This window comes from Mesorhizobium sp. M8A.F.Ca.ET.202.01.1.1, from assembly GCF_004791595.1.
In the GTDB taxonomy this organism is placed as follows: Bacteria; Pseudomonadota; Alphaproteobacteria; order Rhizobiales; family Rhizobiaceae; genus Mesorhizobium.
In genome coordinates this window covers 495024-521683 of record NZ_SRUN01000001.1, presented here as the reverse complement: position 1 = coordinate 521683, position 26660 = coordinate 495024, and the positions used below count along the sequence as shown (strand labels likewise).

Genomic DNA, 26660 nt, shown 5'->3' with positions numbered 1-26660 from the left:
CAGGAAGACGATGACGAGCAACGACCCGCTTCTCCAACCCTACCAGCTCAAGCATTTGACGCTGAAGAATCGGGTGATGTCGACCAGCCACGAGCCGGCCTACTCGGAGGACGGCATGCCGAAGGAGCGCTATCGGCTCTACCATGCCGAAAAGGCCAAGGGCGGCATGGCGCTGACCATGACCGCCGGCTCGGCCATCGTTTCGCGCGACAGTCCGGCCGCCTTCGGCAATCTGCACGTCTATGACGACCGCATCGTGCCGTGGCTGGCCGAACTCGCTGACGCCTGCCACGAGCATGACTGCAAGGTGATGATCCAGATCACCCATCTCGGCCGCCGTACCGGCTGGAACAAGGCCGACTGGCTGCCGGTGCTCTCGGCCTCGCCTGTGCGCGAGCCGGCGCATCGTGCTTTCCCCAAGACCATAGAGGAGTGGGACATCGAGCGCATCGTCGCCGACTATGCATCGGCCGCCCAGCGCTGCCAGGCAGCCGGTCTCGACGGCATCGAGTTCGAATCCTACGGCCATCTGATGGACGGCTTCTGGTCGCCTGCCACCAATCATCGCGACGACGAGTATGGCGGTTCGCTCGACAACCGGTTGCGCTTCACCAACATGGTGCTCGATGCGGTGCGGGCGGCGGTTGGCGACAAATTCGTCGTCGGCATCCGCATGGTCGCCGACGAGGATTTCGAGAAAGGCCTGTCGAAGGAGGAGGGCGTCGAGATCGCCAGGCGACTGGCCGGCTCCGGCAAGGTCGATTTCCTCAACATCATCCGTGGCTCGATCGAGACCGACGCGGCACTGACCAAGGTCATCCCGGTGACTGGCATGCGGTCTTCGCCGCATCTCGATTTCGCCGGCGAGGTGAGGGCGGCGACGAAATTCCCGACCTTCCACGCTGCGCGCATTTCCGACGTCGCCACCGCGCGCCACGCGATCGCCACCGGCAAGCTCGACATGGTCGGCATGACGCGTGCCCACATCGCCGATCCGCACATCATCAAGAAGGTGATGGAGGGCCGCGAGCACGAGATCCGTCCCTGCGTGGGCGCCACCTATTGTCTCGACCGCATCTACGAGGGCGGCGAGGCGCTGTGCGTCCACAATGCGGCGACCGGCCGCGAGGCGGATATTCCGCACGTGATCGCCAAGACGGAAGGGCCCAAGCGTAAAGTCGTGGTCGTCGGCGCAGGGGCAGGCGGACTGGAGGTGGCGCGGGTCGCGGCCGAGCGCGGCCATGAAGTAACGATCCTGGAAGCATCATCACAAGCGGGTGGGCAGGTCCGTCTGGCGACCCAGAACCCGCGCCGTAAGGAATTGATCGGTATCATCGACTGGCGTCTGGCCGAACTCGACCGGCTCGGCGTCGAGATCCGCTACGACACATGGGCAGAGAAGGACGACGTCCTGGCCCTGGCCCCTGACGTGGTGGTCGTCGCCACCGGCGGACTGCCGCAGAACCCGCCGCTGGCCTCCGGTGACAATCTCGTCACGTCGAGCTGGGACATCATGGCCGGCAGCGTCAAGCCGGCCGAGAATGTTCTTCTCTTTGACGACAATGGCGGCCATCAGGGCATGGGCGCGGCCGAACTGATTGCCAACAGCGGCTCGAAGCTGGAACTGGTTTCACCGGAGCGGTTCTTCGCCCCCGAAATGGGCGGCATGAACCACGTTCCGTACATGCGGGCCTTCCAGGAAAAGGGCGTCACCATCACCATCAACACGCGCCTGCGCTCGGTGCGGCGCGAGGGCAATCAATTGGTCGCTGAACTCGCTTCGGACTTTGCCGATGGCTGGCACGGCGAACGCAGGGTCGACCAGGTTGTGGTCGAACACGGCACGCTGCCGCTCGACGATCTGTATCTGTCGCTGAAGCCGTTGTCGAAGAACACTGGGGCGGTCGACTACGAACGTCTGGTCAATGGAGGCGACGTTTTTCCCCAACGCAACCCCGAAGGGGGCTTCGTGCTGTTGCGCATCGGCGACGCGGTTGCCTCCCGCAACATCCACGCCGCCATCTATGACGGGATCAGGTTCGGGATCAGGATTTGATTACGATCAGGTGGCGCGCAACGGCCTTTGCAAGGAGAGCCACCTGCCGCTCTGGTCCGTTGCGCGCCGCGCATGATCGGCTTTCACCGGCCGTGCGATTCTAAAACAATTTGGCGGTCGCCATGCAAAGTACGGTGATGACCAGCAGTCCGCCGGCGATGCGTTCGCCCCTGGTCATTTTCGCGCGCAGCTCCGTTTGGGTCGCTGCATCGGCGCCAGCGAGCTGCCTGCTGGCGGAGCCCACAAGCGCGCCTTGCACACCGGCGGCGATTAGCGCCGTCAAAATGCCGAGCGCCAGTACCTTCTCCATCGAGCCGAAAGCACCCTCATGAAAGAAATACCAGAGCAGCAATCCGGTCAGAAAAGCCAAACCGGCCGCGCCCATTTGCGGCCGGAAGAACCGCTCTGCTCGGATGTCCGGATCGCGGGCAACCGCGATGGTCGTGCCAGCCCAGAATACGCCGGCCATGACGTGCAGGCCGATGACGACGATATAAACATATTGCATGACTGCATTCCTCTCATTCGCCCGCCGCCTGCGCGCCGCAACCATGCCGCGATGCCATCAATAAGACAAAGTTAGATATCTAACGGTTAGATGTCAATCATGAAGCCGAGTTTCACGTTCCCACTGCTTGCTCTACTGTCAGATCATGACACCGTTTGAACGCCCGCCGGTTGGTATGAACCTTGGCCGTACCGCCAAGCTTGTCGCACAGGCTTTCGACGCCGCCTTGGTTGAAGCAGGCGGCACATTGCCGGTCTGGCTCACGCTGCTGTCGGTCAAGTCGAGCGAGCTCGCCAATCAACGCGAACTTGCCGGCATGATCGGCATCCAGGGTGCGACGCTGACCCATCATCTCAATGCGATGGAGGCGCAGGGCCTGCTGACGCGGCAGCGCGATCCCCTCAACCGCCGGGTTCATCTGGTCCGGTTGACGGAGGCGGGAGAAGCGCTGTTCGAAACGTTGCGGCAAGCAGCACTTGTCTTCGACAAGCGGCTTCGCACAGGACTACCCGACGAACGTCTCGCGGAGTTTGCGCGGGTGCTGGCCGTATTGCGGGAGAATGTGGAGTGCTAGGAGTGCCGACCTGATGGCTTAGTTATCATAGCTCGGGATTGTTCCAAACGCATAGTGGCGCAGTTTCAGTGCGGTGATCAGCTTGGTCAGTTGCGTCTTGCCGTCAAAGCCGTCCTGGAACATCTGGTCATGCATCAAAAGGATCAGCTTGCCGGGCTTGGCAAAGTGGCCGTAGCCGAACAAATGATCGATCTCGCTGACCAGATGATCGACGCTCTGGACCGGCTCGCCGCTGTCCTTGTGCACCCACTCGTGGTCCCATCCATAGAGATAAAAGCCGGACGCTGCGACGAACTCATAGTCGGGGTCTTCGCGCCCGGCTTGCGCTTGCCCAAGCGAATTGTCGTTCTTCGACATCGAAGGCAGCCGGAACACGTCGCGCCCCGGCAGGCGGGCGTGCACCGCGGACTTCAGGCCCAGAACGGCATTGGCCATGAGCATGTCGGCAACCACGCCTTCCGTATCGCCATAGAAATGCCGGTAGTGATTGTAGGCGTGACTGTAGCTGTGGTTGCCGATCGTCACCAGCGGCATCGCCTTGGCGCGCCGCACCAACGTCTTGTTGGACGCACTGGCCTCGGCATGCATGCCGACCATGAACAGCGTTGCCGGAACCTGCGCCGCCTCCAAGACGTCGAGGATGTTGCTTGTGCCGTTCAGAGGACCGTCGTCGAAGGTGAGGTAGATGGTGCGATCCGCGCCATGGGCCGGCAACGCCGACATCAACATGGCTGCCAGGGCAAGCCGAAAGAATGTCATGGGCCACTACCCGTTTGCGATCAGGACAGGCCGCCATTTCATCGGCTGGTTGTCAAGCCAGGCCCGGCTCCGCCTACGCCAGGCTTCCCTGCAATACCGTCAGCCTGGCCTTCTTCGGCATGCGGGCGGTCAGCCATTCCAGCGCCTTGTCATGCGGCATCGGGAAGGCGATGGAATAGCCTTGCACCTGGTCGCAGCCGATCGCCATCAGCGAGTCGAGCTCCGCCTCGGTTTCGGCGCCCTCGGCGACGATGGAGATGCCCAAACCCCGTGCAAGTTCGGTGATGGCGCGCACGATCTTGGAGTTGTCGCCATTTTCGTGGATGTTCTGGACGAAGCGGCGGTCGATCTTGAGCCGGTCGATCTCGTTGGGATTGACGTGGCTGAGCGACGCATAGCCGGTGCCGAAATCGTCGAGTTCCAGATGGACGCCGGCCGCCCGGATGTGCCGCAGCTTGGCCGCGATGCCTGTCTTCTCGTCGTCGAGGATGACGGATTCGACGATTTCCAGCGACAGTTTCTGCGGCGGCAGCCCGGCTCTCTCCAGCGTGTCGAACAGAAACGCATCGAAATCGTGCTCACGCAACTCGGTGCCCGAGACGTTGACGGCAAGCCGGCCGAAGGCAATGCCGGCACGGTTCCATTCGGCGGCTTCGTTGATCGCCTTGCTGATCACGATGCGGCCGATCTCCGGCATGAAGCCGCATTTCTCCGCGACCGGGATGAATTCGCCCGGCGAGATCATGCCGCGCTCGGGATGGTTCCAGCGCACGAGGGCCTCTATGCCGCTGATGGTGCCGTCGGTTAGCGAAACCTGTGGCTGGAAATAGACTTGGAACGCTTTTTCGGAAATGGCGACCTTGATGTCGTGTTCGAGCTGCTTGCGGTAGTCGAGTTCCCTTCGCAGTTCCTCGGAGAAGAACGAGAAGTTGCCGCCACCCATCTTCTTGGCGGAATAAAGCGCCAGATCGGCGTGGACCAGCAGGTCTTGCGCATTGTCGGCGTCGATTGGATAGACGGCGATGCCGCCGCTGGCGCCCGGAAGAATGGTGGTGCCCTGGAACACGATCGGCTCGTTGATGTGCACCAGTATGCGCCGTGCCAGCATGTTGATGTCCTCGGTGCTGCCGGCTCCGTTGAGGATCATCACGAATTCGTCGCCACCAAGCCGCGCGCACAGATCCGACGCCCGGCAGGAATCGCGCATGCGCTGTGCCGTCACCACCAGGACATAGTCACCGGCGGCGTGGCCCAGCGTATCGTTGATCTGCTTGAAGCGGTCGAGGTCGAGCTGGACCACGGCCAGGCGCTCGCGCCGGCGATGCGCGCCTTTGATCAGCGTCTCGAAATGGTCGGTCAGGAAGGTGCGGTTGTGCAGGCCCGTCAGGCCGTCATGCACCGCGATGAAGGCCATCGAATTGCGAGCGTCGACCAATTCACGCGTTTTGCGCAGGATCGCGTTGGACATCGGCCTGAAGATGAACAGCGCCACCAGCAGGATGACGCCGAGGGTGGCATAGAACAGCGTGCGGTGGAGAGTGAGCAACTTTTCGGAGCGCTCGTCGGCGTCGGCACTGATGCGCTGGCCGAGCGCGGCATAGCCCGACAGCGTGGCATTGGCGACAGAGGCATCGAGGTTGACGCGTTCGGCGCCGCCCTTGTAGCCGCCATTGTCGCCAAGGTTGAGCTGCGATTCCAGTGCAGAGATCAGACGATCGCCGTTGGCGATCAGGCCAACCGAGAAATAGTCGAGATGGAAGGGTTTGGCGAAAAGCACGCTCTCGATCGACTTCGGATCGAGCTTGGCAGGCGATTGCGGATCCGCGCCTGTCTGCTTGAGCAGCAGATCGTAGTTCGTCTCGAACTCCGCCGTGGCCTGCTTCAGCGCGCTGACCAGCGCCGGCTGCTTGTCGCGCGAGGCGACGCCTGTCGCGCTGGCAAGGAAGACGATGCGCTGCGACAATGTCTTCTGCGTGCCGACGATGTCGAGCAAGGTGTTGTTGTGCTGCTGCGTGGCCATCGTCTGCTGCAGCAAAACGAAGGAGGCTGCCACCATGGCGGCAATGATCAGCAGCGCCAGCCAGTAGCCAGCCTTGATCAGCAGTATGAGCTTGCCTGAAACGGTTTGCACCGGCTGCTGAGACATGTTCGGGGGCGGCCCTCTCGCCAACGGATTTCTGTATGAGCACCATTGAACTGCAAACGTTAACAGGACCGGAAGTCGACGGCTGGCCGGCAAGGGGGAGGCGCGGAAAGATCGCGAAATGGTTATCGGGTTCTTTCGCGGCCGGCCCGCATTTGAGCATTCGTCAATCCATGCGTGCCGGATGGTCGCTTGGGCAATGTCCATCGCGTCCCCCTGATGCTGCCCGGCCACCTGATCCGGTCGCTTTTGCGATGGATTTTTTGCGCGGGCCGGACGACAGTCTGCCCACGTCAAACGAGGCCTGATCATGACCGCAGCATTTCTCTCCCATATCGACAGTGAGCTTGCAGGGCTGAAATCCGCCGGCCTCTACAAGTCCGAGCGGGTGATTTCCTCGATGCAGTCGGCCGAAATCGAGGTGGGCGGCGAGAAAGTGCTGAATTTCTGCGCCAACAACTATCTCGGCCTCGCCGACAGCGCGGACCTGCGCGCTGCGGCCACGCAGGCGCTCGACCGCTACGGCTACGGCATGGCGTCGGTGCGCTTCATCTGCGGCACGCAGGAGGAGCACAAGCAGCTCGAGGCGACGATTTCATCCTTTCTCGGCCTGGACGACACGATCCTTTATGGCTCTTGCTTCGATGCCAATGGCGGCCTGTTCGAGACGCTGCTGGGCGAGGAGGACGCGATCATTTCCGACGCGCTCAACCACGCCTCGATCATCGATGGTGTCCGGCTGTCGAAGGCCAAACGCTTCCGCTACGCCAACAACGACATGGCCGATCTGGAGGCGCGATTGAAGGAAGCGAAGGATTGCCGCTTCCGGCTGATCGCCACCGATGGGGTGTTTTCCATGGACGGCATCATCGCCAATTTGAAGGGCGTCTGCGATCTCGCCGAAAGGTATGATGCCATGGTCATGGTCGATGACAGCCATGCGGTCGGCTTCGTTGGCAGGAATGGTCGTGGCTCGGCGGAACATTGCGGCGTCGAGGGCAGGGTGGACATCATCACCGGCACGCTCGGCAAGGCGCTTGGCGGTGCTTCCGGCGGCTATACCTCGGGCAAGAGGCAGGTGGTCGACTGGCTGCGCCAGCGCTCGCGGCCCTATCTCTTTTCGAACACGCTGATGCCGGCGATCGCCGGCGCCTCGATCAAGGTGTTCGAGCTGATCCGCAATGGCGATGCCTTGCGCGAGCGCCTATATGCCAATGCGGCGCGGTTCCGGTCTCAAATGGGCAAGCTTGGCTTTACTTTGGCCGGGGCTGATCATCCGATCATACCGGTGATGCTGGGCGATGCGACGCTGGCGCAGGAGATGGCCGCGCGCATGCTGAAGCGCGGCATCTATGTCATCGGCTTCTCTTTCCCGGTGGTGCCGAAAGGCCAGGCACGCATCCGCACCCAGATGTCGGCGGCGCATTCCAGCGCCGACATCGACCGCGCGGTGGAGGCCTTCGGTGCCGTCGGCAAGGAATTGGGCGTGATTTCCTGAGCGTCGAAAAGCGATTCCGGATCAAGAGATTCAAGGGACAAAAGAATGTCGAACATGATGAAGGCGCTGGTGAAGGCCAAGGCCGAGCCGGGCATCTGGATGGAAGAGGTGCCGGTGCCGGAAATCGGCCCCAACGACGTGCTGATCAAGGTCAAGAAAACGGCGATCTGCGGCACCGACGTCCACATCTACAATTGGGACCAGTGGGCGCAGAAGACGGTGCCGGTGCCGATGGTGACCGGCCATGAGTTCGTCGGCACCGTCGCCGATTTCGGCGCCGCGGTCACCGAATACAAGGTCGGCCAGCGCGTCTCGGGCGAAGGCCACATCGTCTGCGGCCATTGCCGCAACTGCCGCGCTGGGCGAGGGCATCTGTGCCGCAACACGCTCGGCGTCGGCGTCAACCGTCCGGGTGCCTTTGGCGAATATCTGGCCATTCCGCAGCACAATGTCGTGCCGATCCCCGACGACGTGCCGGACGAGATCGCGGCCATCTTCGATCCCCTTGGCAATGCCGTCCACACCGCATTGTCCTTCGACCTGGTAGGCGAGGATGTGCTGGTCACCGGCGCGGGGCCGATCGGCATCATGGGGGCGTTGGTGGCGCAGTGCGTCGGCGCACGCAAGGTCGTCATCACCGACATCAACCCGGTGCGGCTGGCGCTGGCGAAGAAGCTCGGCGTCCAGCACGTCGTCGACGCCTCGAAGGAAAAACTGCGCGACGTCATGCCGGCGCTCGGCATGACCGAGGGGTTCGACGTCGGGCTGGAAATGTCGGGCGCCGCGCCCGCCTTCCGCGACATGATCGACACCATGAACAATGGCGGCAAGATCGCCATCCTCGGCATCGCGCCGACCGGCTTCGAGATCGACTGGAACAAGGTCATCTTCAAGATGCTGCATCTGAAGGGCATCTATGGACGCGAGATGTTCGAGACCTGGTACAAGATGATCGCGCTGGTGCAAGGCCCGCTCGATGTGACCGGGCTGATCACGCATCGCATCGGTATCGATGATTTCCAGTCGGGTTTCGACGCGATGCGCAGCGGCAGTTCGGGCAAGGTGGTGATGGATTGGTAGGCGGCCGCCTACCCATCTTTGCAAATGCTGAATGAGTTTGTGACCTTCATATCAAGCTTGGCATCCCAACTCTTGATCATGAGATTGCGGGCGATATGGGCCAATTCGTAAGATGCGGTCCGAAGGTCGTCGAAAGGCAGGGCAGGGATTTCAGCCTGCTTCGTCGGCGGTATGATCTCCCCCAACTTTACCATGCAATTCTCGACACGAACATCTTCGACCAAACTCAACGGACCCCAGTAGAGAGTCCAGAAGCGTGAACGAGCGTTCTTCCAGACAGCCGGATCTGTGGTATTCGCTAGGGTTGAAACGGTTTCACTGGCTTCAAACAACAGCCTGGTCTGCTCTTTAAGGAACGGCTCGCGATTTGCCTGGGCCTGTTTGTCAGAATATTGCCAGATACCGAGCAAAACGGTCGCGATGCTAATCGCCCAAGGGACAAATGTCTTCCAATCAAGGTGGTCCATCACGACCTCTCCAAGCGGAAAGAAATACCTCGACTTTATGACCGTATAGCGAAAATGAAAATGGTCTTGCCCGCTATTTCAGAATTGCGCTTCGAGTTTCGCGATAGCTGCGAGAATTAGGGAGCGGTCCGATAAATCGAGCCGCGCTAGCAACTGTGACTCGAACGCCTTCGCCAACGGCACCATTTCGCGATATGCGGCAAGGCCCGCTTTGGTCAGCGTCAGATGCTCGACGCGCCGGTCGCTCTCATCCGGCGCGCGGGTCAGCCAGCGCCGCCGTTCGAGTTCCGCGACGGCACGCGAGACTTTGGTCTTGTGCATGGCTGATTGCTCGCCAAGCGCCGTCGCGGTCATCGTGCCGCGTTGTCCCAAGCCCGACAGCGTGCGCCATTCCGGTCGGGTCAGCCCCAGGCGGTCGCTGTAGATTTTCGAGAATTCCCGGCTGACCGCATCCGCAAGCCGGTAGAGCCGGTAAGGCAGGAAACTTTCCAGCTCCAGGATCTCGGGATCGGTCGCTTTGCTCGTCATGTTTCAGCGCTCGCATATGTCTCGCGTCGCCATTGATAGTTACATTTTCGATGGTTACAAATGAAACCAGTTTGGTCAATCCGGGAGGAAGCGATGGCCTTTTCCTATATGCCGGGCTTCGGCAACGATTTTGAGACCGAGACATTGCCCGGTTCGCTGCCGCAGGGGCGAAACTCGCCGCAGCGGCCGGCCTACGGCCTCTATGCCGAGCAGCTTTCCGGCTCGCCCTTCACCGCGCCGCGCGGCACCAATGAGCGTTCCTGGCTCTATCGCATCCGGCCAAGTGTCAAGCACACCGGCCGCTTCAAGGCAGCCGGCTACCCGCTGTGGAAGACTGCCCCCAATGTCGGCGACCACGAACTGGCGCTTGGCCAGTACCGCTGGAATCCGGTGCCGATGCCGAAGGAGCCGACCGATTTCATCCAGGGCATGCGCAGCATCACCACGGCCGGTGACGTGCTCGGGCAGACCGGCATGGCCGCCCATGTCTATGTCGCCAATCGCTCGATGGTCGATGATCATTTCTTCAATGCCGACGGCGAATTGCTGGTCGTCCCGCAGGTGGGCAGCTTGCGGCTGGTCACCGAGATGGGCGTCATCGAGCTTCGACCCGGCGAGATCGCCGTGCTGCCACGTGGCCTCGTCTTCAAGGTCGAACTGGCCGACACCGAAGTGCGCGGCTATGTCTGCGAGAATTACGGCGCCAAGCTGACACTGCCTAACCGCGGCCCCATCGGTGCCAATTGCCTGGCCAACCCACGCGACTTCAAGACGCCCTGCGCCTGGTTCGAGGAGAAGGAGACGCCGTGCCGGCTGATCGTGAAATGGTGCGGCAATTTCCATGTCACCGAGATCGGCCATTCGCCGCTCGACGTGGTGGCTTGGCACGGCAACTACGCCCCCTACAAATATGATCTGGCGACGTTTTCGCCGGTCGGCGCGCTGCTGTTCGACCATCCCGATCCATCGATCTTCACCGTGCTGACCGCGCCGAGCGGCGAGGAGGGCACGGCCAATATCGATTTCGTCATCTTCCCGCCGCGCTGGCTGGTGGCGGAAGATACGTTTCGGCCGCCCTGGTATCACCGCAACATCATGAGCGAGTTCATGGGTCTGATCCACGGCCAGTACGATGCCAAGGAGGAAGGCTTCGTTCCCGGCGGCATCAGCCTGCACAATCTGATGCTGGCCCACGGCCCGGATGCGCCTGGCTTCGAAAAGGCCTCGCGCGCGGACCTGAGACCGGTCAAGCTCGACAACACCATGGCCTTCATGTTCGAGACCCGCTATCCGCAGATGCTGACCCGATACGGTGCCGAACTGGAAACCCGGCAGGACAATTATATCGACTGCTGGGCCGACCTGAAGAAGCGCTTCAACGGCACGCCCGAGGGCGACTGGTCTTGAGCGGCAATTCAATGCCGGACCGGCTGGTGCTGTTGGGCTCCAAAGGCGGCCCTGCGCTACGACCGGGCGGGCCGTGGCCGAGTTCGTCGCTGCTCGAGATCGGCGGGCGGGCCATCGTCGTCGATTGCGGGCTCGGCGTCACGCGCGGCCTTGTCGATGCCGGTGTCAGCCTGAAGGCGCTCGACCTGATCTTCATCACGCATCTGCATTCCGACCATGTGCTGGAACTGGGTCCGCTGATCCACACCGCCTGGACGGCCGGATTGGCGACGCCGGTCAGCGTGTTCGGCCCGCCCGGCACCGGCCATTACTGGCGGCGCTTTTGTCAGGCGATGGAATTCGACATCGAGATCCGCATCGTCGACGAGGGCCGGCCTGATATTCGCGAGCTGGTTTCTGTCGAAGAATTCGGCGAAGGCCATGTGGTCGAGCAGCGCGGCCTGAAGGTGACGGCGCTGCGCGTCGACCATCCGCCGGTTACCGACTGCTTTGCGCTGCGCTTCGAGCATGGCGGCAAGAGCGTGGTGTTTTCGGCCGATACAGCCTTCTTCCCACCGCTCGCCGATTTCGCCGAAGGCGCTGATATCCTCGTCCACGAAGCCATGCTGGAGGAGGGGATCGAGCGGCTGGTTGCCAGGACCGGCAATGGCGCGCGGCTCAGGGAACACCTGCTCGCCAGCCACAGCTTTGCCGAAGAGGCAGGCCGCATCGCCAGCGATGGCGGCGTGAAGAGACTGGTGCTCAACCACCTCATTCCGGCCGACGACCCCCAGATTGGCGAGACCGATTGGACTGCTGCCGTCAGGAAAACATGGGCCGGCGACTTGACGATCGCTCGCGACGGCCTTGTTGTGGAGCTAGCATGATCCCGAAAAGTGGAAACCGGTTTTCGGAAAAAGATCATGCGTAAGAAAAGCCAAAGCGGCGCCAAGGCCGCCTCAGGAGAGGGAACCGCATGAAGCTTGCCACACTGAAGGATGGGACGCGCGATGGAAAACTCGTTGTCGTTTCGCGCGACCTGACACAGTACACAGACGCCTCGTTCCTGGCGCGCACGCTGCAGGCGGCACTCGACGACTGGCGCAGGATCTCGCCGCATCTTGCGACAATCGCCGAATCGCTGGAGAACAGTGCGATGCCGGCGGCTCGCTTCCACGAGCACGACGCGCATTCGCCGCTGCCACGCGCCTATCAATGGGCCGACGGCTCCGCCTATGTGAACCATGTCGAACTGGTGCGCAAAGCGCGCGGCGTCGAGATGCCGGCAAGCTTCTGGACCGATCCGCTGATCTATCAGGGCGGCTCGGACTCCTTTGTTGCGCCGCGCGATCCGATCCGCATGGCCGACGAAGCCTTCGGCATCGACATGGAGGCCGAAATTGCCGTCATCGTCGACGATGTGCCGATGGGCGCCAGCCTCGATGAAGCGCGCGCCGCGATCCGGCTGGTCATGCTGGTCAACGATGTCACGCTGCGCGCGCTGACCGGCCCGGAACTCGCCAAGGGTTTTGGCTTCTTCCAGTCGAAACCGTCCTCGGCCTTTTCGCCGGTCGCGGTGACGCCGGACGAACTGGGCGACGCCTGGGATGGCGGCAAGGTCAGCCTGCCGCTGCTCGCCGACATCAACGGCAAGCCGTTCGGCCGCGCCAATGCCGGTGTCGACATGACCTTTGACTTCCCGGCACTGATCGCTCACGCCGCCCGCACAAGGCCGCTGGTATCAGGCACCATCATCGGCTCGGGTACGGTGTCCAACAAGCTCGACGGCGGCCCGGGCAAGCCTGTGTCGGCCGGCGGCGCCGGCTATTCCTGCATCGCCGAACTGCGCATGATCGAGACCCTCGCGAGCGGCGAACCAAAGACGCCGTTCCTGCGCTTCGGCGACACGGTACGCATCGAGATGAAGGACAAGGCCGGACATTCGATCTTCGGTGCCATCGAGCAGAAGGTCGAGAACTACCAGAGATAGAGGCTAGGACAGATTTTCAGCGATGAATCTTCTGGATCATCTGCGCCGCATGGCGGGCAACAATCTCTGGTCGAACGACCGGCTCTATCGCGCAGTGCTTGCTCTGAAGCCCGGCGAGTTCGAGGCTGAGCGCACCAGCTTTTTCCCGTCGGTCAAGGCCACGCTCAACCATGTGCTTGCGGTCGATTATCTCTATCTGGACTTTCTCGAAGAGGGCGGTGTCGGTGCCGCTGCCCATGATGACTTCGTGCCTTTCGACGAACCACAGGAGCTTTTTGCCGCGCAGGTCGCGGCCGACCGGCGGCTGATTGCCTTCTGCGATGGCTTGTCGGAGAGCGATCTAGATCGCCGCGTCATCACCGACCGGCGCGAGGACGGCATGATCCCGGAAAAGATCGGCAATATCCTGGCGCACGTCTTCCTGCACGACATCCACCATCGCGGCCAGGTCCACGCCATGCTGTCCGGCACCTCCGTCGCGCCGCCGCAACTCGACGAGTTCCTGCTCGATTATGATGTCAGGGTTAGGCGGGACGAGGTTGAGAGGCTTCGGTTGTGAGACCAGGTCCTTCGCTAGTCATGTCACAGCCACATCATAATGGGCGAAATGCGGGTCGGATGTGAGGATGGTCAGATTTTCCACTTGCGCCTGCGCAATCAGCAGTCTGTCGAACGGATCACCATGGTGGCGAGGTAGGCCACCAACGGCGTTCGCGTGCTGTAAGGTTACGGTGAGCGGCTGAAATCGCATCCTTGGAAGCAGCGCCGGCAGATCGTCCGGCGCGTTGAGCTTTCCGATCGAACGTTTGATGGCAATTTCCCAAACGCTCGCCGCGCTCACGAACACCACCGCTTCCGAAACCAGGATGCCGCGGTGATGCTCGCTGAGACGTCGGTCGTCCGAAATTGACCAGAGGATGATATGTGTGTCGGCGAGGAAGGGGCCGACCGTCATTTTACGAACTCGTCCCATTCAGGACCGAGTTCGTCAAAATCATCCGCAATCCAGATCTTGCCCTTCAAAGCGCCGATACGCGGCAGAGGTTCGGCCACCGCCGGAGGTACAATGCGCGCCGCCACCTTGCCGTGGCGCGTAAGAACGATCTCCTCACCTGCTTCCGCGCGGCTGACAAGTTCCGACAGTTTGGCCTTGGCTTCGGCGATGGAAACATTCATGTGCTCGATCCTTTATGACTAGAATTTAGGTCATAATCGACCGAGCGGCAAGTGTTCCTGTGTTAGACCGGCCTATTCCGCCGCCTGTACCTTGATCACGCCGCGCTTGATTTGATCCTGCTCGATCGACTCGAACAAAGCGCGGAAATTGCCCTCGCCAAAGCCTTCGTCGCCCTTGCGCTGGATGAACTCGAAGAAGATGGGCCCGATCACGGTCGTCGAAAAGATCTGCAGAAGGATCTTGGTCATGCCGCCATCGACCACGCCTTCGCCGTCGATCAGGATGCCGTGCTTGTTCATCCGCTCGATCGGCTCGCCATGGCCGTTCACGCGGTCATACGACATGTCGTAATAGGTCTCGGGCGGACCGGGCATGAACTTCAGCCCGTTCTCGGCGAGCTTGTCGGTGGCGGCGTAGATCTCGTCCGTGCCAACCGCGATGTGCTGGATGCCTTCGCCATTGTACTTCTTCAGGTATTCGGCGATCTGGCTGGTCTCGTCCTTGGATTCGTTGAGCGGAATGCGGATCTTGCCGCATGGCGAGGTGATGGCGCGGCTGACCAGGCCGGTGATCTTGCCGTCGATGTCGAAGAAATGGATCTGCTTGAAGCCGAACAGATTGCGATAAAAGTCCCACCACTTGTCCATCTGGCCGCGATAGACATTGTGGGTCAGGTGGTCGAGGAAATAGAAGCCGACGCCTTGCGGCCGCGGGTCGCGCGCGCCGAGCCATTCGAACTCGGCGTCATAGGCCGAGCCTTTCTTGCCGTAGCTGTCGATGAAATAAAGCAACGAGCCGCCGATGCCGACAATGGCAGGCACGTCGAGCGCCTTGTCGTCGCCTTCATAAGGCGTGGCGCCCTTGGAGACGGCATGCTCGAAAGCATGTTTGGCATCGACCACCCGCCAGGCCATCGAGGCAGCACAAGGGCCATGCTTGTCGGCGAACTTCATCGCGTGCGAGCCGGGCTCGGCATTGACGACATAGTTGATGTCGCCCTGCCGCCAGACGGTGATGTCCTTGGTGCGATGCCTGGCCACCGCCACATAGCCCATGCGAGTGAAGAGCTCGGCCAGCTTCTGCGGCTCGGGATGCGCGAATTCGACGAACTCGAACCCATCGGTGCCGGCAGGGTTGTCCCTGCTGATCGTGGCGGGCGGGGCGTCGTGCGGGAAGGGACCCATGATATTCCTCCGAAAATCTCGTTTGGCCTGAAAGGGCCATTTGAAACCATGATAGCGTGGAGCCTGTGCATGGTGCTTGCATTCAAACGCTTGAAATGATGATGTCATGCGTGAAGCATGCATGATTAGAGAAAAAACCATGGATGAGACGCGCATCGATCAGTTTGACCGCAAGATAATGGCTCTTTTGCAGGGCGATGCCCGGCTCACCAATAACGACCTTTCCGAAAGGGTGAACCTGTCGGCGTCGCAATGCTCGCGCCGCCGCCAGCGGCTGGAGGAGGATGGCTATATCAAGGGCTATCGCGCCGTACTCGACCGCGACAAGCTCGGCTTCTCACTGGTCAACGTCATCTCGGTGACCTTGGCCACCCACAACCGTGACAACGCGCGACGCTTCGGCGAATTGGTGGCGCGATTGCCGGAAGTGCAGGAGGCGCATGCGCTGACCGGCGAGATGGATTATATCCTGAAGGTGGTGACGCCCGACCTCAAATCATTGTCCGAGTTCGTCAACGGCGTGCTCCTGCCGCATGAATCCGTGCAGCATGTGAAGACGGCGATCGTGCTGGAGACGCTGAAGGAGACCGGCGCGCTGCCGATCTAACCCTTCGACTGCTGGATCAGCCCATACAGATTGGTGCATCGGGCGCCGGAGCGGCAATAGGCGAACACCGGGCCCTCGAGCTCATCCAGCGCCTCGGCCTGGTCCTCGACATTCTCGGCTGTGATCTGGCCGCTGATCACGGGGATGTAACGGAAGGCGAGGCCGGCGGCTTCGACCGCCGAGCCGATGCTTTTGGCCGAAGGCTGGCCGGGCTGTTCGTCGTCCGGCCGGTTGCAGATGACGCTCTTGAAGCCGGCGGCCTTGATGGCGGCGACATCTTCGGCCTGGATCTGGCCAGAGACCGAATAGTCCTCGCTGATTTCGCGGTATTCCATGACGATGTCCTCGCGATCTGATTTGGCAGGAGTTTTGCCACTCCCTGACGTGGCCGGCAACCAATTCCTATGCCGTGGCCGGCTGAGCGATGCGCGCCCGGGCAAAACGCGCCACGACGATGCCTGCGATCACCGAAGCGACGAAGATCGGCGTCTGTGAATAGCCGAGGCCCAGCGCCGGAATGGCGCCGCCCGGACAGAAGCCGGCAATGCCCCATCCGATACCGAACACGGCGGCGCCGCCAACCAATTCCAGATCGATAACGCGCTTCGTCGGCAGCGCAAACTCGGTTTCGAACACCGGGGCCTTGTACCGGCCGAACACCAGTCGGTAACCGATAAAGGCGACAGCCAAGCCGCCGCCCATGACGAAGATCAGGCTGGGGTCCCAGGTGCCAGCAATGTCGAAGAAATTCAGCACCTTGGCCGGATTTATCATACCGGAAACAGCGATGCCGAGGCCGAAAATCCCGCCGATCAGGAATGCCGAAACGAGCCTGTTCATGGTTAGCCCCCGACGACGTGGCGGATGATGAAGACGGTGATTAATGCGGTGACCATGAAGGTCGCGACGGCGGCCATCGAGCGTGGCGACAGGCGCGCAATGCCGCAAATGCCATGCCCGCTCGGACAGCCACCGCCGAAATGCACGCCGATGCCGACCACGAAGCCACCGACAACGAGGGACAGCGTTGGCAGCGGCACGCTGAAGGCAATATGTCCGCCAACAGTCCGATAGAGGAGCGGCGCCACGACTGCGCCAATGAGAAACGCGGCTCGCCAGCCCCAATCCGGGGCAAGCGGCGGAATGACCCCTGTTAGGATACCGGTCATCCCGGCAATCCGTCCATGCAACGCCATCAGGAGCACCGCCGACAGGCCGATGAGGGCACCGCCGAGCAGCGACTGGAAGGGCGTGAAATCTGTCATGGCAGTGCCGGCCTCAATCTGCGCTTCATGCGCGTCCCGCGCGGATCGACATCATAGCGCAGATGGACGTTGCCAGCGAAGATTCTGACTCGGATTGCCCAGAGGGGAATGAAAAAAGGCGGAGACTGGCTCCGCCTTTCGAGAACGCTCTTCTCAGCTGCCGAGAATGGCGCCTTTGATCTGGCGGATGTTGTTGTGCATCATGTCGATGTAGGTCGAGCCGGGGCCATCGGGCTGCGACAGCGCATCCGAATAGAGCGTGCCGCCCACCTTGATGCCGGTCTCGCTGGCGATCTGTTCGATCAGGCGCGGATTGGTGATGTTCTCGACGAAGATCGCCGACGCCTTGTCCTGCTTCACCTGCTCGACCAGTTTGGCGACATCGGCGGCCGACGGCTCGGAATCGGTCGAGATGCCTTGCGGGGCAAGGAAAGTCAGGCCGTATTCATGCTCGAAATAGCCGAAGGCGTCATGCGAGGTGATGACGACGCGCTTTGCCTCGGGGATCGACTGGATCGCCGCCTTCACTTCGCCTTCCAGCGCATCGAGCTTCTTGGTGTAGGCGGCGGCGTTGGTCTGGTAGGAGACGCAGCCGTCGCTGTCGGCCGCGCAGAAGGCTTCGGCGATGTTCTTCACATAGATCCTGGCATTGGCGATCGACTGGAAGGCGTGCGGATCGGTGACGGTCTTGCCGTCGCCGGTGCCGGCACCCTCCGCCGCGTCGGCGTCGGCGAACTCAGGCTTGAAGTCGATCGGCGTCACGCCCTTGGTCAAGGTGATGATCGAAGCCTTGGTGGCGCTGGCATCGACCAGCCGCTGCAGGAAACCTTCGAAATGCAGGCCGTTGACCAGAACGATGTCGGCCTTGGCCATTGCCACCGCGTCGGCGGGGCTCGGCTCATAGACATGGGCATCGCCGTCCGGCCCGACAATGGTGGTGATGTCGACGCGGTCGCCGCCGACATTTTTGGCGAAATCCGCTATGACCGTGAAGCTGGCGACCACTTTCAGCGGCTCGGCGAAGGCCGATGAAGCTCCAAAGGCTGTTAATGTTATAACGCTCATCGCCAGGGCGGCGCAGAGTGATTTCAGCATGGTTGGGTCTCCTTTGGGGCGGGGGATCAGGCCGTTCTGTGACGGTGATGGACGATGCGGGCGCGCAGAATGCCGCGCGTGCCAAACAGGATAGAGGCGAAATAGACGACGCCGGCCGACAGGATGATGGCCGGGCCTGACGGCAACGACGCATGATAGGACAGGAGCAGCCCGGCAATGCAGGAGGCAAAGCCGATCAGCACGGCCAGCGCGCACATCGGCTCGACGCGCGCCGTCCAGAAGCGCGCCGCTGCCGCCGGCAGCATCATCAATCCGACTGAAAGTAAGGTACCGAGCGCCTGGAAACCGCCGACGAGGTTGAGGACGACGAGACCGAGGAAAATGAAATGCACCGGGCTGCCCATGCGGCTGACCGAACGCAGGAACAGCGGGTCCAGGCATTCCGCGACCAGCGCCCGCCAGAAGACGGCAAGGCTGACCAGCGTCACCGCGACGATGCCGCCGATCAGCGTCAATGCCTCGTTGTTGAGTGCCAGCACCGTGCCGAACAGCACATGCATGAGGTCGACGCTGGAGCCGCGGATCGACACCATCAGCACGCCGATGGCGAGCGAAATCAGGTAGAAGGCCGCCATCGAGGCGTCCTCGCGCTGAATGGTGAAGCGCGAGACGGCGCCGGCGCCGAGCGCCACGATGATGCCGGCGATCAGGCCGCCAATGGTCATCGGCAGGATTTCGAGGCCGTAGAACAGGAAGCCGGCGGCCGCCCCCGGCAGGATGGCGTGCGCCATCGCGTCGCCCGACAGGCTCATGCGCCGCAGCATCAGGAAGACGCCGATCGGGCAGGCGCCGAGCGACAGCATCAGCGAGCCGAAAAGCGCCCGCTGCATGAAACCGAAATCGGCGAATGGCGAGATAAAAAGGCCGTAGAGCGCGTCCATCAGGCAGCCCTCGGTCCGGCGCCATGGTGATGGTCGTGATCGTGGCCGTCATGATGATGATCATGATCATGAGCGTGCTCGTCAGGCTCGCACCAGGGCGCGTTCTCTTCCCAGGCTTCGTGGAAGCGGCGCGCGCGCAACAGGTTCTCCGGCTTCAGCGTCTCCCGGGTCTCGCCCCAGGCTACCGGCTGGCGGGCAAGCAGCAGTGTTTCGGGAAAATTCTGGCGCACAAGATCCAGATCATGGACCACCACCATGATGGTGCGCTCTTCGCCGTGCCAGCGCTTGATCAGGGCAATGAGGTCACCGACCGTCTTGGCGTCGACCGCATTGAAGGGCTCGTCGAGCAGGATCAGGTCGGCATCCTGCAACAGCACGCGGGCAAACAGCGTGCGCTGCAACTGGCCGCCCGACAGCGTGTCGATTGGCCGCTTCTCGAAGCCGCCGAGGCCGACGGCCATCAAAGCCTGGCTGACGGCCTCGCGATCTTCCTGGGTGTAGCGGCCAAGCATGCCGCGCTTCGGCCACAGGCCGAGCGAGACCAGGTCGACGACGCGGGCGGGAAAGGAGCGATCAAGCTCCGATTGCTGCGGCAGGTAGGCCGCCCGCACGCCCGGCGCGCGGATAACCTCGCCGGCCATCGGCTTCAACACCCCAACGATACCTTTCATCAGCGTCGACTTGCCGGAACCATTGGCGCCGACCACGGCCGTCAGCGAACCCTTGCGGATCGCGCCATTGAGATGGTGGATCGCCGGGTGGCTGTTGTAGCCCAGCGTCAGGTCACGGAATGTCAGGCAGGTCTGGGTCATATCGTTCCGTTGGCCAAACGCGGCTGCAGGCAGGCGGCTTGGATATGTGATGTTATTACATTAGTCAACAAGCCAATCCGGCGGAATTGCGACGCGGTGGTCAACTCGCCGTGTACGCGCCTGGCCCTGGATGGAGCGATTGGCTCAAACGGTTTCGGTTCAGGCGGCCTTGCTCGAAGCGGACGGCGACTCTAAAGAGGCGCGACCACAACGGAAGGAACCTCGCAATGAGCATTCGTCGCATCGATGTTGGCCCGCGCATGAGCCAGATCGTCATCCACGGCAACACAGTCTATCTGGCCGGCCAGGTCGGCGAACCCGGCGGCAACGTCGCCTCGCAGACCCGCGACATCCTTGCGACCATCGATGGGTTGTTGGCCAAGGCCGGCACCGACAAGACCAAGATCGTCCAGGCGATCATCTGGCTGGCCGACATGGGCACCTTCGCCGAGATGAATTCCGAATGGGACAAGTGGGTACCGCAGGGCCACACGCCCGCCCGCGCCACCGGCGAGGCAAAGCTTGCCGGCCCCGAATATCTGGTCGAGATCATTATTACGGCTGCGATTTAAGCCGACAGTGCAGCTGCCGATCTCCCCCTCGTGGGGGAGATGCCTGGCAAGGCAGAGGGGGGCGCTGTCCCTCCAGCCCACCGATGTTCGTCATCCTCGGGCTTGACCCGAGGATCCATGCCGTGACCTTTGTCGAGGAACGCGGCGGTGCAGAATTCTGTAAACATTGCAAAGCTTTAGCGTCACGGCATGGATCCTAGGGTCTGCGCGCGTCACTTCGCTCCTTGCTTCGCCCTAGGATGACGAAAGCGAGGGCGCACTCACCCCTGCGACGGCGTGAACCTTGCCACCAGCGTGTGGCTTTCCGCCGGATAGATGAAGCGCACATGCGTCACTGGATGCTCGGCGCTCCATGTTCGCCGCTCGACCACCAGGCACGGCGCGCCGGTATCGATGTCGAGTGAATCGGCGATCGTATCGTCGGCGGCCATGGCGCGGATGCGGTGCTCGGCTTCGCTCCAGGGCACGCGGCCGATCAGCCACGGCCCCGCCGCGATTTCGAGGAACGCCTCGTCCGCTGCCTCGGCCACCGCTGACAGGTTGATCAGCCGCTGCTCGAGAGCGAAAGGCCGTTCGCCGGCAAAATGCAGCCCTTCAAGCCCCAGGACCGAGCCGGCGGCCGAGAGCCCAAGCAGCGCCCTGTCTCCGGCATTGCTGCGCCGCTGCACGCGTTCCAGCCGCTCGTAGCGATAGGGAAGGCCCAGCGCCTCGACCTCGATCCTGATGTCGTGCAGTTCCAGCACCGCCGCTTGCGATTGCGGCTGGCGCACGAAACTGCCCGAGCGGCGGCGCCGCTCGATCAGCCCTGCCTTGGCGAGTTGCGACAGCGCCTTGTTCACCGTCATGCGTGAGCAATCATACTCGGCGGTCAGTTCATGCTCGAACGGAATGCGATGGCCTGGCGGCCATGCGCCCGACAGGATCTTCTCCCTGATGTCCGACAGGATGCGCTGATGCAGCGAGATGTTCTCGCCGCTCTCGATATCCTCTGTCACGACAAGGCTCATCGGCTTGCCTTCAGCTTCGGGAAAGCGCGGTCATCACCTGGCGGAACCGCTCGGCGATCTCCTCGCGCTTCGCATGCCTGCCGCCGCTGACCTGCTTTTGCCCGTGCACCCAGACGCAATCCACTTTGCCGGCATTGGCGAAGATCCACGCATCCAGGATCGCATCGCCCGTCTTGCCCGCCAGCGAGGGATTGCGGGCGTCGAGCGAGACGAGATCGGCTGATGAACCAGGCGCGATTTGCGATGCGCCGGCGCCAAGCGCGACGCTGCCGCCTTCGATCGCTGCATCGAACAGCGCGCGGCCCGTCGAGCCACCGGCTACCGCAAGCACATTGCGGGCGCGGTGCGCGAGGCGCTGCGAATATTCGAGCTGGCGCAATTCGTCGGGCAGGCCGATCAGCACGTTGGAATCGGAGCCGACACCGAAGCGGCCGCCATGCTCCCTGAACAAGGGCGCGGCAAAGGTGCCGTCGCCGAGATTGGCCTCCGTGATCGGGCAAAGGCCGGCAATGGCGCCGCTTTTGGCCATGCCGATGGTTTCGGCGTCCGTCATATGGGTGGCGTGGATCAGGCACCAGCGCTTATCGACATCGGCAGCCCCAAGCAGAAATTCGACCGGACGCGCGCCGGACCAGGCAAGGCAGTCCTCGACTTCCCTGACCTGCTCGGCGACATGGATGTGGATCGGCCCGTCTGGCGCCATGGCGGCAACCGCCGTGAGTTCGTCTGGCGTCGCGGCGCGTAGACTGTGCGGGGCGACGCCGACGACAGCTTGATTCAACGCGCGAACCGATTCGCGGCTTTTCTCAACAAGCCGGGCGAACTCATCCACTTCGTTGACGAATCGCCTCTGGCCTTCGTTTGGCGCGGCACCACCGAAGGAGGAATGCGCGTAAAACACCGGCAGCAGCGTCAGGCCGATACCCGTTTCGCCGGCCGCGGCAGCGATGCGCTCGGCCATCTCGGCAGGGTTGGCGTAAGGTTTTCCGTCGCGGTCATGATGGAGATAGTGAAACTCGCCGACACGGGAAAACCCGGCCTCCAGCATTTCGACATAGAGCTGCGCCGCCACCGCCTCGACCTGGTCTGGAGTCATCGACAGCGCGAAGCGGTACATCACCTCGCGCCAGCTCCAGAAACTGTCGGCGGAGGGACCGCGCAACTCGGCAAGCCCGGCCATGCCGCGCTGGAACGCGTGGCTGTGCAGATTGGGCATGCCCGGCAGGAGAATGGCATGGCGCTCGTCACCTGCCGACGCGGTGCCCCCTGGCTCCACGGCGGTAATGCGCCCGTTGGCGAAAGTGATCCGCACATTGTCGTTCCAGCCATTGGGGAGAAGCGCCTGTTCCGCAAAGATATAGGTCACTTTTCTCTCCACTTCCCGGTCTCGCATGCGATGATGGCACTTGCAGTGCGTTTCAATATGTATATACATAATCGCCACCGATTGAAACGGAAAAGATGATGGCTGTAGAGAGCAAAAGCCGGGCAGGGGGGCTTCGCCTGTGGCGCAATGCGCGTCTGGCGACCATGGCTGAAAATTCTGCCGATCTTGGTATCGTCGAGCATGGTGCGCTGGCCGCGCGTGATGGCCGCATTGTCTATGCCGGTCCGGAATCCGAGATGCCCTCGGGGCTTGCCCAAGGCGAGATCATCGATTGCGAAGACCGCTGGATCACACCCGGCCTGATCGACTGCCACACCCATCTCGTCCATGCCGGCAACCGTGCCAACGAATTCGAGATGCGGCTGGCCGGCGCCTCCTATGAGGAAGTCGCCAGGGCAGGCGGCGGCATCGTCTCGTCGGTCAAATCCTTGCGTGCCGCCAGCGAGAGCGACCTGGTCGCCCAGACGCTGCCGCGCCTCGATGCGCTGATGGCGGAAGGCGTCACCACCGTAGAAATAAAGTCGGGCTATGGACTCGATCTCGAAAACGAGAAGAAATCGCTGCGCGCCGCGCGACTGCTGGGCAATGAACGCCCGGTGACGGTCCGCACCACATGCCTCGCGGCCCATGCGCTGCCGCCCGAAGCCAAGGGCGACAAGGACGCTTTCATCGATCTCGTCGTCAAAACGATTCTTCCCGGCGTCGCCGCAGAAGGCTTGGCTGATGCCGTCGACGGGTTCTGTGAAGGCATTGCCTTTTCGCCCGAGCAGATAGCGCGGGTCTTCGATGTCGCCAAGGCGGCTGGCTTGCCCGTCAAACTCCACGCCGACCAGTTGTCCAACCTGCACGGCGCTGAACTTGCCGCCCGCTATGGTGCGCTTTCGGCCGACCATCTCGAATACACCGACGAGGAGGGCGCCATGGCGATGGCCAAGGCGGGGACCGTGGCGACGATCCTGCCCGGCGCCTATTACTTCATCCGCGAGACCAAGAAGCCGCCGATCGGCCTCTTCCGCCAGCATGGCGTGAAAATGGCTGTCGCCACCGACAACAATCCCGGCACCTCGCCGCTGACCTCGCTGCTTCTGACCATGAACATGGCAGCGACCCTGTTCGGCATGACGCTCGACGAATGTCTCGCCGGCGTCACCCGCGAGGCCGCGCGTGCGCTGGGACTGTTCGACGAGACCGGCACGCTGGAGGCTGGAAAATCCGCCGACCTGGCGATCTGGGACATCGAGCGCCCCGCCGAACTCATCTACCGCATGGGCTTCAACCCGCTGCATGCACGCATCTGGAGAGGACAATGACCGAACTGACCTTGAAGCCCGGCAATGCCACGCTGGCCGACTGGCGCGCCATCTACCGTGGCGCCGTGCCCAAACTGGACGACGCCTGCCGGCCAAAGATCAAGGCAAGCGCCGAGGCCGTTGCCAGGATCGTTGCCAAGGGCGAGCCGGTCTATGGCATCAACACCGGCTTCGGCAAGCTGGCCAGCGTGCGCATCCCGGCCGAAGATCTCGAGACCCTGCAGCGCAACATCGTTCTGTCGCATGCCGCGGGCGTCGGCGAGCCGATGCCAGTCGCCGTTGCCCGGCTGATGATGGCGCTGAAACTTGCAAGCCTCGCGCAGGGTGCGTCCGGCGTGCGCTCGCAAACCATCGAGTTGCTTGAAGCGATGCTCGCCAACGACGTCATCCCGGTAGTGCCGGCGCAGGGCTCGGTCGGCGCCTCCGGCGACCTTGCCCCGCTGTCGCACATGACGGCGGTGATGATCGGTGTCGGCGAATGCTTTACCCCGCATGGCCGTTTTCCGGCCAAGGTCGCCTTCGTCTCGCACGGGCTGGAGCCCGTGACATTGGGCGCCAAGGAAGGTCTGGCGCTGCTCAATGGCACGCAGTTTTCGACGGCCTATGCGCTGGCCGCTCTGTTCGAGGCCGAAGTGCTCTACCAGTCGGCGCTTGTCGCCGGCGCGCTCTCGACCGACGCGGCAAAGGGTTCCGACGCACCCTTCGATCCTCGCATTCATCTGTTGAGAAAGCATCGCGGCCAGATCGAGACCGCGGACGCACTGCGCAATTTGATGGCCGGCAGCGCCATACGCGAGTCGCACCGGGTCGGCGACGAGCGTGTGCAGGATCCCTATTGCTTGCGTTGCCAGCCGCAAGTCATGGGCGCGGCGATCGATGTCCTGCGCAAGGCCGCCGATACGCTCGAAACCGAGGCCAATGGCGTCACCGACAATCCGCTGATCTTCGCCGAGGACGACACGGCACTCTCCGGTGGCAATTTCCACGCCGAGCCGGTCGCTTTCGCCGCCGACATGATCGCGCTGGCCGTCTGCGAGATCGGCTCGCTGTCGGAACGCCGCATCGCCATGCTGGTCGACCCCGCGCTGTCGGGCATGCCCGCCTTCCTGACGCCCAAGCCCGGCCTCAACTCCGGCTTCATGATCCCGCAGGTGACGGCGGCGGCACTCGTTTCGGAAAACAAGCAGAAAGCCTATCCCGCAAGCGTCGATTCCATCCCGACCTCGGCCAATCAGGAAGACCACGTCTCGATGGCCGCGCATGGCGCGCGCCGGCTGATCGGCATGGTCGAGAATGCGACTGCGGTGATCGGAATCGAATTGCTGGCCGCCGCCCAAGGCTGCGATTTCCATCAGCCGCTGGCCTCGAGCGCAGCGCTCGAAGCCGTGCGCAAGCTGGTTCGCGCCGAGGTGCCGCATCTCGACAACGACCGGCACTTCCACCCTGACATGGAAAAGGCGATCGCCATGGTGCGCAGCGGCGCGGCCGTGGAGGCGGCAGGCGCGGTGGCGCTGCCGGGGATTGCGCGATGACACCTTCCTGGCTGACAATAAAACAAGGCACGGCACCGCTGCTTGTGTCGATCCCACACACCGGCATCGACCTCGCCGGCCTCGAAAACCGGCTGGTGTCGCCATGGCTCGGTCGTCGCGATTGCGACTGGTGGATCGACAATCTCTATGATTTCGCCGCCGGTCTCGGCGCCACGGTCGTGCACACCGCGATCTCGCGCACCGTCATCGACGTCAACCGCGATCCTTCCGGCGCCTCGCTCTACCCCGGTCAGGCAACCACCGGCCTATGCCCGACCGAAACCTTCGACGGCGATCCGCTCTATCGCGACGGCGAAGAGCCGGGCCCGTCTGAGATCGACGAGCGCCGCGAGAAGTTCTTTGCACCCTATCACGCCGCCTTGCGGGCCGAGATCGACAGGTTGCGCGCCTTGCATGGCAAGATTGTCCTCTACGACTGCCATTCGATCCGCTCGGTGCTGCCACGGCTGTTCCAGGGCAGACTGCCGGTGTTCAATCTCGGCACGAATGACGGCAAGAGCGCCGATCCGATGCTGCAGGCGACGGTCAGCCAGATCATGGCCGAAACCGGCGAAACCTTTGTCGTCAACGGCCGCTTCAAGGGCGGGTGGATCACGCGCCATTTCGGCCAGCCGCTTCAGGGCGTGCATGCGCTGCAGATGGAACTCTCCAACCGCGGCTATATGCGCGAGCCCGAAGGGAAGGGCACGCCGGACAATTGGCCGGTACCCTACGATGCCGCGTTCGCCGCGCCGATCCGTGCCACGCTGACGCAGATTCTCCAAACCGCCATTGACTGGGCCGGGCGCTGACGCGCCGCC

Annotated in this window: 30 protein-coding genes; 14 read left to right on the top strand and 16 right to left on the bottom strand. The window is 62.5% G+C overall.

Annotation, left to right across the window (positions count from 1 at the left end; translation table 11 throughout):
- Nucleotides 1-10: 10 nt before the first annotated feature.
- Entirely contained in the window at nucleotides 11-2056 is a 2046-nt protein-coding gene (locus EN845_RS02840; RefSeq protein ID WP_127869682.1) for an NADH:flavin oxidoreductase, read from the top strand.
- A 100-nt stretch (nucleotides 2057-2156) separates the two neighbouring features.
- Here the strand turns inward: EN845_RS02840 and EN845_RS02835 are convergent, their stop codons facing one another.
- Nucleotides 2157-2564: a hypothetical protein gene (locus EN845_RS02835; RefSeq protein WP_127280021.1), complete on the bottom strand. Its 408-nt coding sequence runs from the start codon at nucleotides 2562-2564 to the stop codon at nucleotides 2157-2159.
- Nucleotides 2565-2691: 127 nt separating this feature from the next.
- Here EN845_RS02835 and EN845_RS02830 point away from each other — a divergent pair, with 127 nt between their 5' ends.
- A complete protein-coding gene (locus EN845_RS02830) occupies nucleotides 2692-3138 on the top strand; it encodes a MarR family winged helix-turn-helix transcriptional regulator (protein ID WP_245511619.1) in 447 nt (148 codons plus the stop codon).
- An 18-nt stretch (nucleotides 3139-3156) separates the two neighbouring features.
- Here EN845_RS02830 and EN845_RS02825 read toward each other — a convergent pair whose 3' ends face one another.
- Together EN845_RS02825 and EN845_RS02820 are read right to left on the bottom strand one after the other, a co-directional pair.
- Nucleotides 3157-3897, bottom strand: a complete 741-nt coding sequence (locus tag EN845_RS02825) for a polysaccharide deacetylase family protein (protein ID WP_127869681.1) — start codon at nucleotides 3895-3897, stop codon at nucleotides 3157-3159.
- 73 nt (nucleotides 3898-3970) lie between these two features.
- Nucleotides 3971-6043: an EAL domain-containing protein gene (locus tag EN845_RS02820; RefSeq protein ID WP_127869680.1), complete on the bottom strand. Its 2073-nt coding sequence runs from the start codon at nucleotides 6041-6043 to the stop codon at nucleotides 3971-3973.
- Nucleotides 6044-6078: 35 nt separating this feature from the next.
- Here EN845_RS02820 and EN845_RS02815 point away from each other — a divergent pair, with 35 nt between their 5' ends.
- The 3 genes from EN845_RS02815 to tdh are packed head-to-tail and all read left to right on the top strand — an operon-like array spanning nucleotide 6079 to nucleotide 8618.
- Nucleotides 6079-6348, top strand: a complete 270-nt coding sequence (locus EN845_RS02815) for a hypothetical protein (protein ID WP_127280017.1) — start codon at nucleotides 6079-6081, stop codon at nucleotides 6346-6348.
- A gap of 2 nt (nucleotides 6349-6350) precedes the next feature.
- On the top strand, nucleotides 6351-7538 hold the full coding sequence (locus EN845_RS02810; RefSeq protein WP_127869679.1) for a glycine C-acetyltransferase: 1188 nt from the start codon (nucleotides 6351-6353) through the stop codon (nucleotides 7536-7538).
- Nucleotides 7539-7583: 45 nt separating this feature from the next.
- Nucleotides 7584-8618 (top strand): L-threonine 3-dehydrogenase, encoded by a 1035-nt coding sequence (gene tdh, locus EN845_RS02805; RefSeq protein ID WP_127869678.1) that lies wholly within the window; start codon nucleotides 7584-7586, stop codon nucleotides 8616-8618.
- Between the two features lie 8 nt (nucleotides 8619-8626).
- On the opposite strand, the gene EN845_RS02800 is transcribed toward tdh, so the two are convergent.
- Nucleotides 8627-9085 (bottom strand): hypothetical protein, encoded by a 459-nt coding sequence (locus EN845_RS02800; protein WP_127869677.1) that lies wholly within the window; start codon nucleotides 9083-9085, stop codon nucleotides 8627-8629.
- 78 nt (nucleotides 9086-9163) lie between these two features.
- Nucleotides 9164-9613, bottom strand: coding sequence for a MarR family transcriptional regulator (locus EN845_RS02795; RefSeq protein ID WP_127869676.1), 450 nt, complete (start codon nucleotides 9611-9613; stop codon nucleotides 9164-9166).
- Between the two features lie 93 nt (nucleotides 9614-9706).
- Between EN845_RS02795 and hmgA the strand changes: the two genes are divergently transcribed.
- The 4 genes from hmgA to EN845_RS02775 all read left to right on the top strand — a co-directional run bounded on the left by hmgA (nucleotide 9707) and on the right by EN845_RS02775 (nucleotide 13548).
- Nucleotides 9707-11020 carry a homogentisate 1,2-dioxygenase gene (gene hmgA, locus EN845_RS02790; RefSeq protein WP_127869675.1) on the top strand — a complete coding sequence of 438 codons (1314 nt, stop codon included), beginning with the start codon at nucleotides 9707-9709 and terminating at the stop codon, nucleotides 11018-11020.
- A gap of 11 nt (nucleotides 11021-11031) precedes the next feature.
- Nucleotides 11032-11886, top strand: a complete 855-nt coding sequence (locus EN845_RS02785) for an MBL fold metallo-hydrolase (RefSeq protein ID WP_167531237.1) — start codon at nucleotides 11032-11034, stop codon at nucleotides 11884-11886.
- A gap of 89 nt (nucleotides 11887-11975) precedes the next feature.
- Nucleotides 11976-12989: a fumarylacetoacetate hydrolase family protein gene (locus EN845_RS02780; protein WP_127869673.1), complete on the top strand. Its 1014-nt coding sequence runs from the start codon at nucleotides 11976-11978 to the stop codon at nucleotides 12987-12989.
- 22 nt (nucleotides 12990-13011) lie between these two features.
- Nucleotides 13012-13548: a DinB family protein gene (locus EN845_RS02775; protein ID WP_127869672.1), complete on the top strand. Its 537-nt coding sequence runs from the start codon at nucleotides 13012-13014 to the stop codon at nucleotides 13546-13548.
- 18 nt (nucleotides 13549-13566) lie between these two features.
- Here EN845_RS02775 and EN845_RS02770 read toward each other — a convergent pair whose 3' ends face one another.
- From EN845_RS02770 to hppD, 3 genes are all read right to left on the bottom strand, one after another.
- Nucleotides 13567-13944 carry a type II toxin-antitoxin system VapC family toxin gene (locus EN845_RS02770; protein ID WP_127281272.1) on the bottom strand — a complete coding sequence of 126 codons (378 nt, stop codon included), beginning with the start codon at nucleotides 13942-13944 and terminating at the stop codon, nucleotides 13567-13569.
- Nucleotides 13941-14165: a type II toxin-antitoxin system prevent-host-death family antitoxin gene (locus EN845_RS02765; RefSeq protein WP_127869671.1), complete on the bottom strand. Its 225-nt coding sequence runs from the start codon at nucleotides 14163-14165 to the stop codon at nucleotides 13941-13943. The genes EN845_RS02770 and EN845_RS02765 overlap by 4 nt, the downstream gene beginning before the upstream one ends.
- A 72-nt stretch (nucleotides 14166-14237) precedes the next feature.
- Nucleotides 14238-15350 (bottom strand): 4-hydroxyphenylpyruvate dioxygenase, encoded by a 1113-nt coding sequence (hppD, locus tag EN845_RS02760; protein WP_127869670.1) that lies wholly within the window; start codon nucleotides 15348-15350, stop codon nucleotides 14238-14240.
- Nucleotides 15351-15489: 139 nt separating this feature from the next.
- On the opposite strand from hppD, the gene EN845_RS02755 reads away from it, so the two are divergent.
- On the top strand, nucleotides 15490-15957 hold the full coding sequence (locus EN845_RS02755; RefSeq protein ID WP_032933331.1) for an Lrp/AsnC family transcriptional regulator: 468 nt from the start codon (nucleotides 15490-15492) through the stop codon (nucleotides 15955-15957).
- On the opposite strand, the gene EN845_RS02750 is transcribed toward EN845_RS02755, so the two are convergent.
- From EN845_RS02750 to aztA, 6 genes are all read right to left on the bottom strand, one after another.
- Complete coding sequence (locus tag EN845_RS02750) at nucleotides 15954-16292, bottom strand: TIGR01244 family sulfur transferase (RefSeq protein ID WP_127279826.1); 339 nt, start codon at nucleotides 16290-16292, stop codon at nucleotides 15954-15956. The genes EN845_RS02755 and EN845_RS02750 overlap by 4 nt on opposite strands.
- Nucleotides 16293-16359: 67 nt before the next feature.
- Nucleotides 16360-16797, bottom strand: coding sequence for a DUF6691 family protein (locus tag EN845_RS02745; protein WP_127279827.1), 438 nt, complete (start codon nucleotides 16795-16797; stop codon nucleotides 16360-16362).
- A 2-nt stretch (nucleotides 16798-16799) separates the two neighbouring features.
- The gene (locus EN845_RS02740) at nucleotides 16800-17222 is read right to left on the bottom strand and encodes a YeeE/YedE family protein (protein WP_127279828.1); all 423 of its coding nucleotides are present in this window, start codon (nucleotides 17220-17222) and stop codon (nucleotides 16800-16802) included.
- A 153-nt stretch (nucleotides 17223-17375) separates the two neighbouring features.
- Nucleotides 17376-18317 carry a zinc ABC transporter substrate-binding protein AztC gene (gene aztC / locus EN845_RS02735; RefSeq protein WP_127279829.1) on the bottom strand — a complete coding sequence of 314 codons (942 nt, stop codon included), beginning with the start codon at nucleotides 18315-18317 and terminating at the stop codon, nucleotides 17376-17378.
- Between the two features lie 26 nt (nucleotides 18318-18343).
- Complete coding sequence (gene aztB / locus EN845_RS02730; RefSeq protein WP_127279830.1) at nucleotides 18344-19219, bottom strand: zinc ABC transporter permease AztB; 876 nt, start codon at nucleotides 19217-19219, stop codon at nucleotides 18344-18346.
- Nucleotides 19219-20031: a zinc ABC transporter ATP-binding protein AztA gene (gene aztA, locus EN845_RS02725; RefSeq protein WP_127869669.1), complete on the bottom strand. Its 813-nt coding sequence runs from the start codon at nucleotides 20029-20031 to the stop codon at nucleotides 19219-19221. Before aztA ends, aztB begins: the two co-directional genes overlap by 1 nt.
- 227 nt (nucleotides 20032-20258) lie before the next feature.
- On the opposite strand from aztA, the gene EN845_RS02720 reads away from it, so the two are divergent.
- Nucleotides 20259-20603 (top strand): RidA family protein, encoded by a 345-nt coding sequence (locus EN845_RS02720; protein ID WP_127281273.1) that lies wholly within the window; start codon nucleotides 20259-20261, stop codon nucleotides 20601-20603.
- A gap of 260 nt (nucleotides 20604-20863) precedes the next feature.
- Here EN845_RS02720 and hutC read toward each other — a convergent pair whose 3' ends face one another.
- The gene (gene hutC, locus EN845_RS02715) at nucleotides 20864-21610 is read right to left on the bottom strand and encodes a histidine utilization repressor (protein WP_127869668.1); all 747 of its coding nucleotides are present in this window, start codon (nucleotides 21608-21610) and stop codon (nucleotides 20864-20866) included.
- A gap of 10 nt (nucleotides 21611-21620) precedes the next feature.
- The gene (locus tag EN845_RS02710; protein ID WP_127869667.1) at nucleotides 21621-22976 is read right to left on the bottom strand and encodes a formimidoylglutamate deiminase; all 1356 of its coding nucleotides are present in this window, start codon (nucleotides 22974-22976) and stop codon (nucleotides 21621-21623) included.
- Nucleotides 22977-23074: 98 nt separating this feature from the next.
- Here EN845_RS02710 and hutI point away from each other — a divergent pair, with 98 nt between their 5' ends.
- From hutI to hutG, 3 genes are read left to right on the top strand one after another with little or no spacing between them, the layout of a single operon-like run.
- A complete protein-coding gene (hutI, locus tag EN845_RS02705) occupies nucleotides 23075-24307 on the top strand; it encodes an imidazolonepropionase (RefSeq protein WP_135906787.1) in 1233 nt (410 codons plus the stop codon).
- The gene (gene hutH, locus EN845_RS02700; protein ID WP_127280648.1) at nucleotides 24304-25839 is read left to right on the top strand and encodes a histidine ammonia-lyase; all 1536 of its coding nucleotides are present in this window, start codon (nucleotides 24304-24306) and stop codon (nucleotides 25837-25839) included. The genes hutI and hutH overlap by 4 nt, the downstream gene beginning before the upstream one ends.
- Nucleotides 25836-26651, top strand: coding sequence for an N-formylglutamate deformylase (gene hutG / locus EN845_RS02695; RefSeq protein ID WP_127869666.1), 816 nt, complete (start codon nucleotides 25836-25838; stop codon nucleotides 26649-26651). The genes hutH and hutG overlap by 4 nt, the downstream gene beginning before the upstream one ends.
- Nucleotides 26652-26660 lie beyond the last annotated feature (9 nt).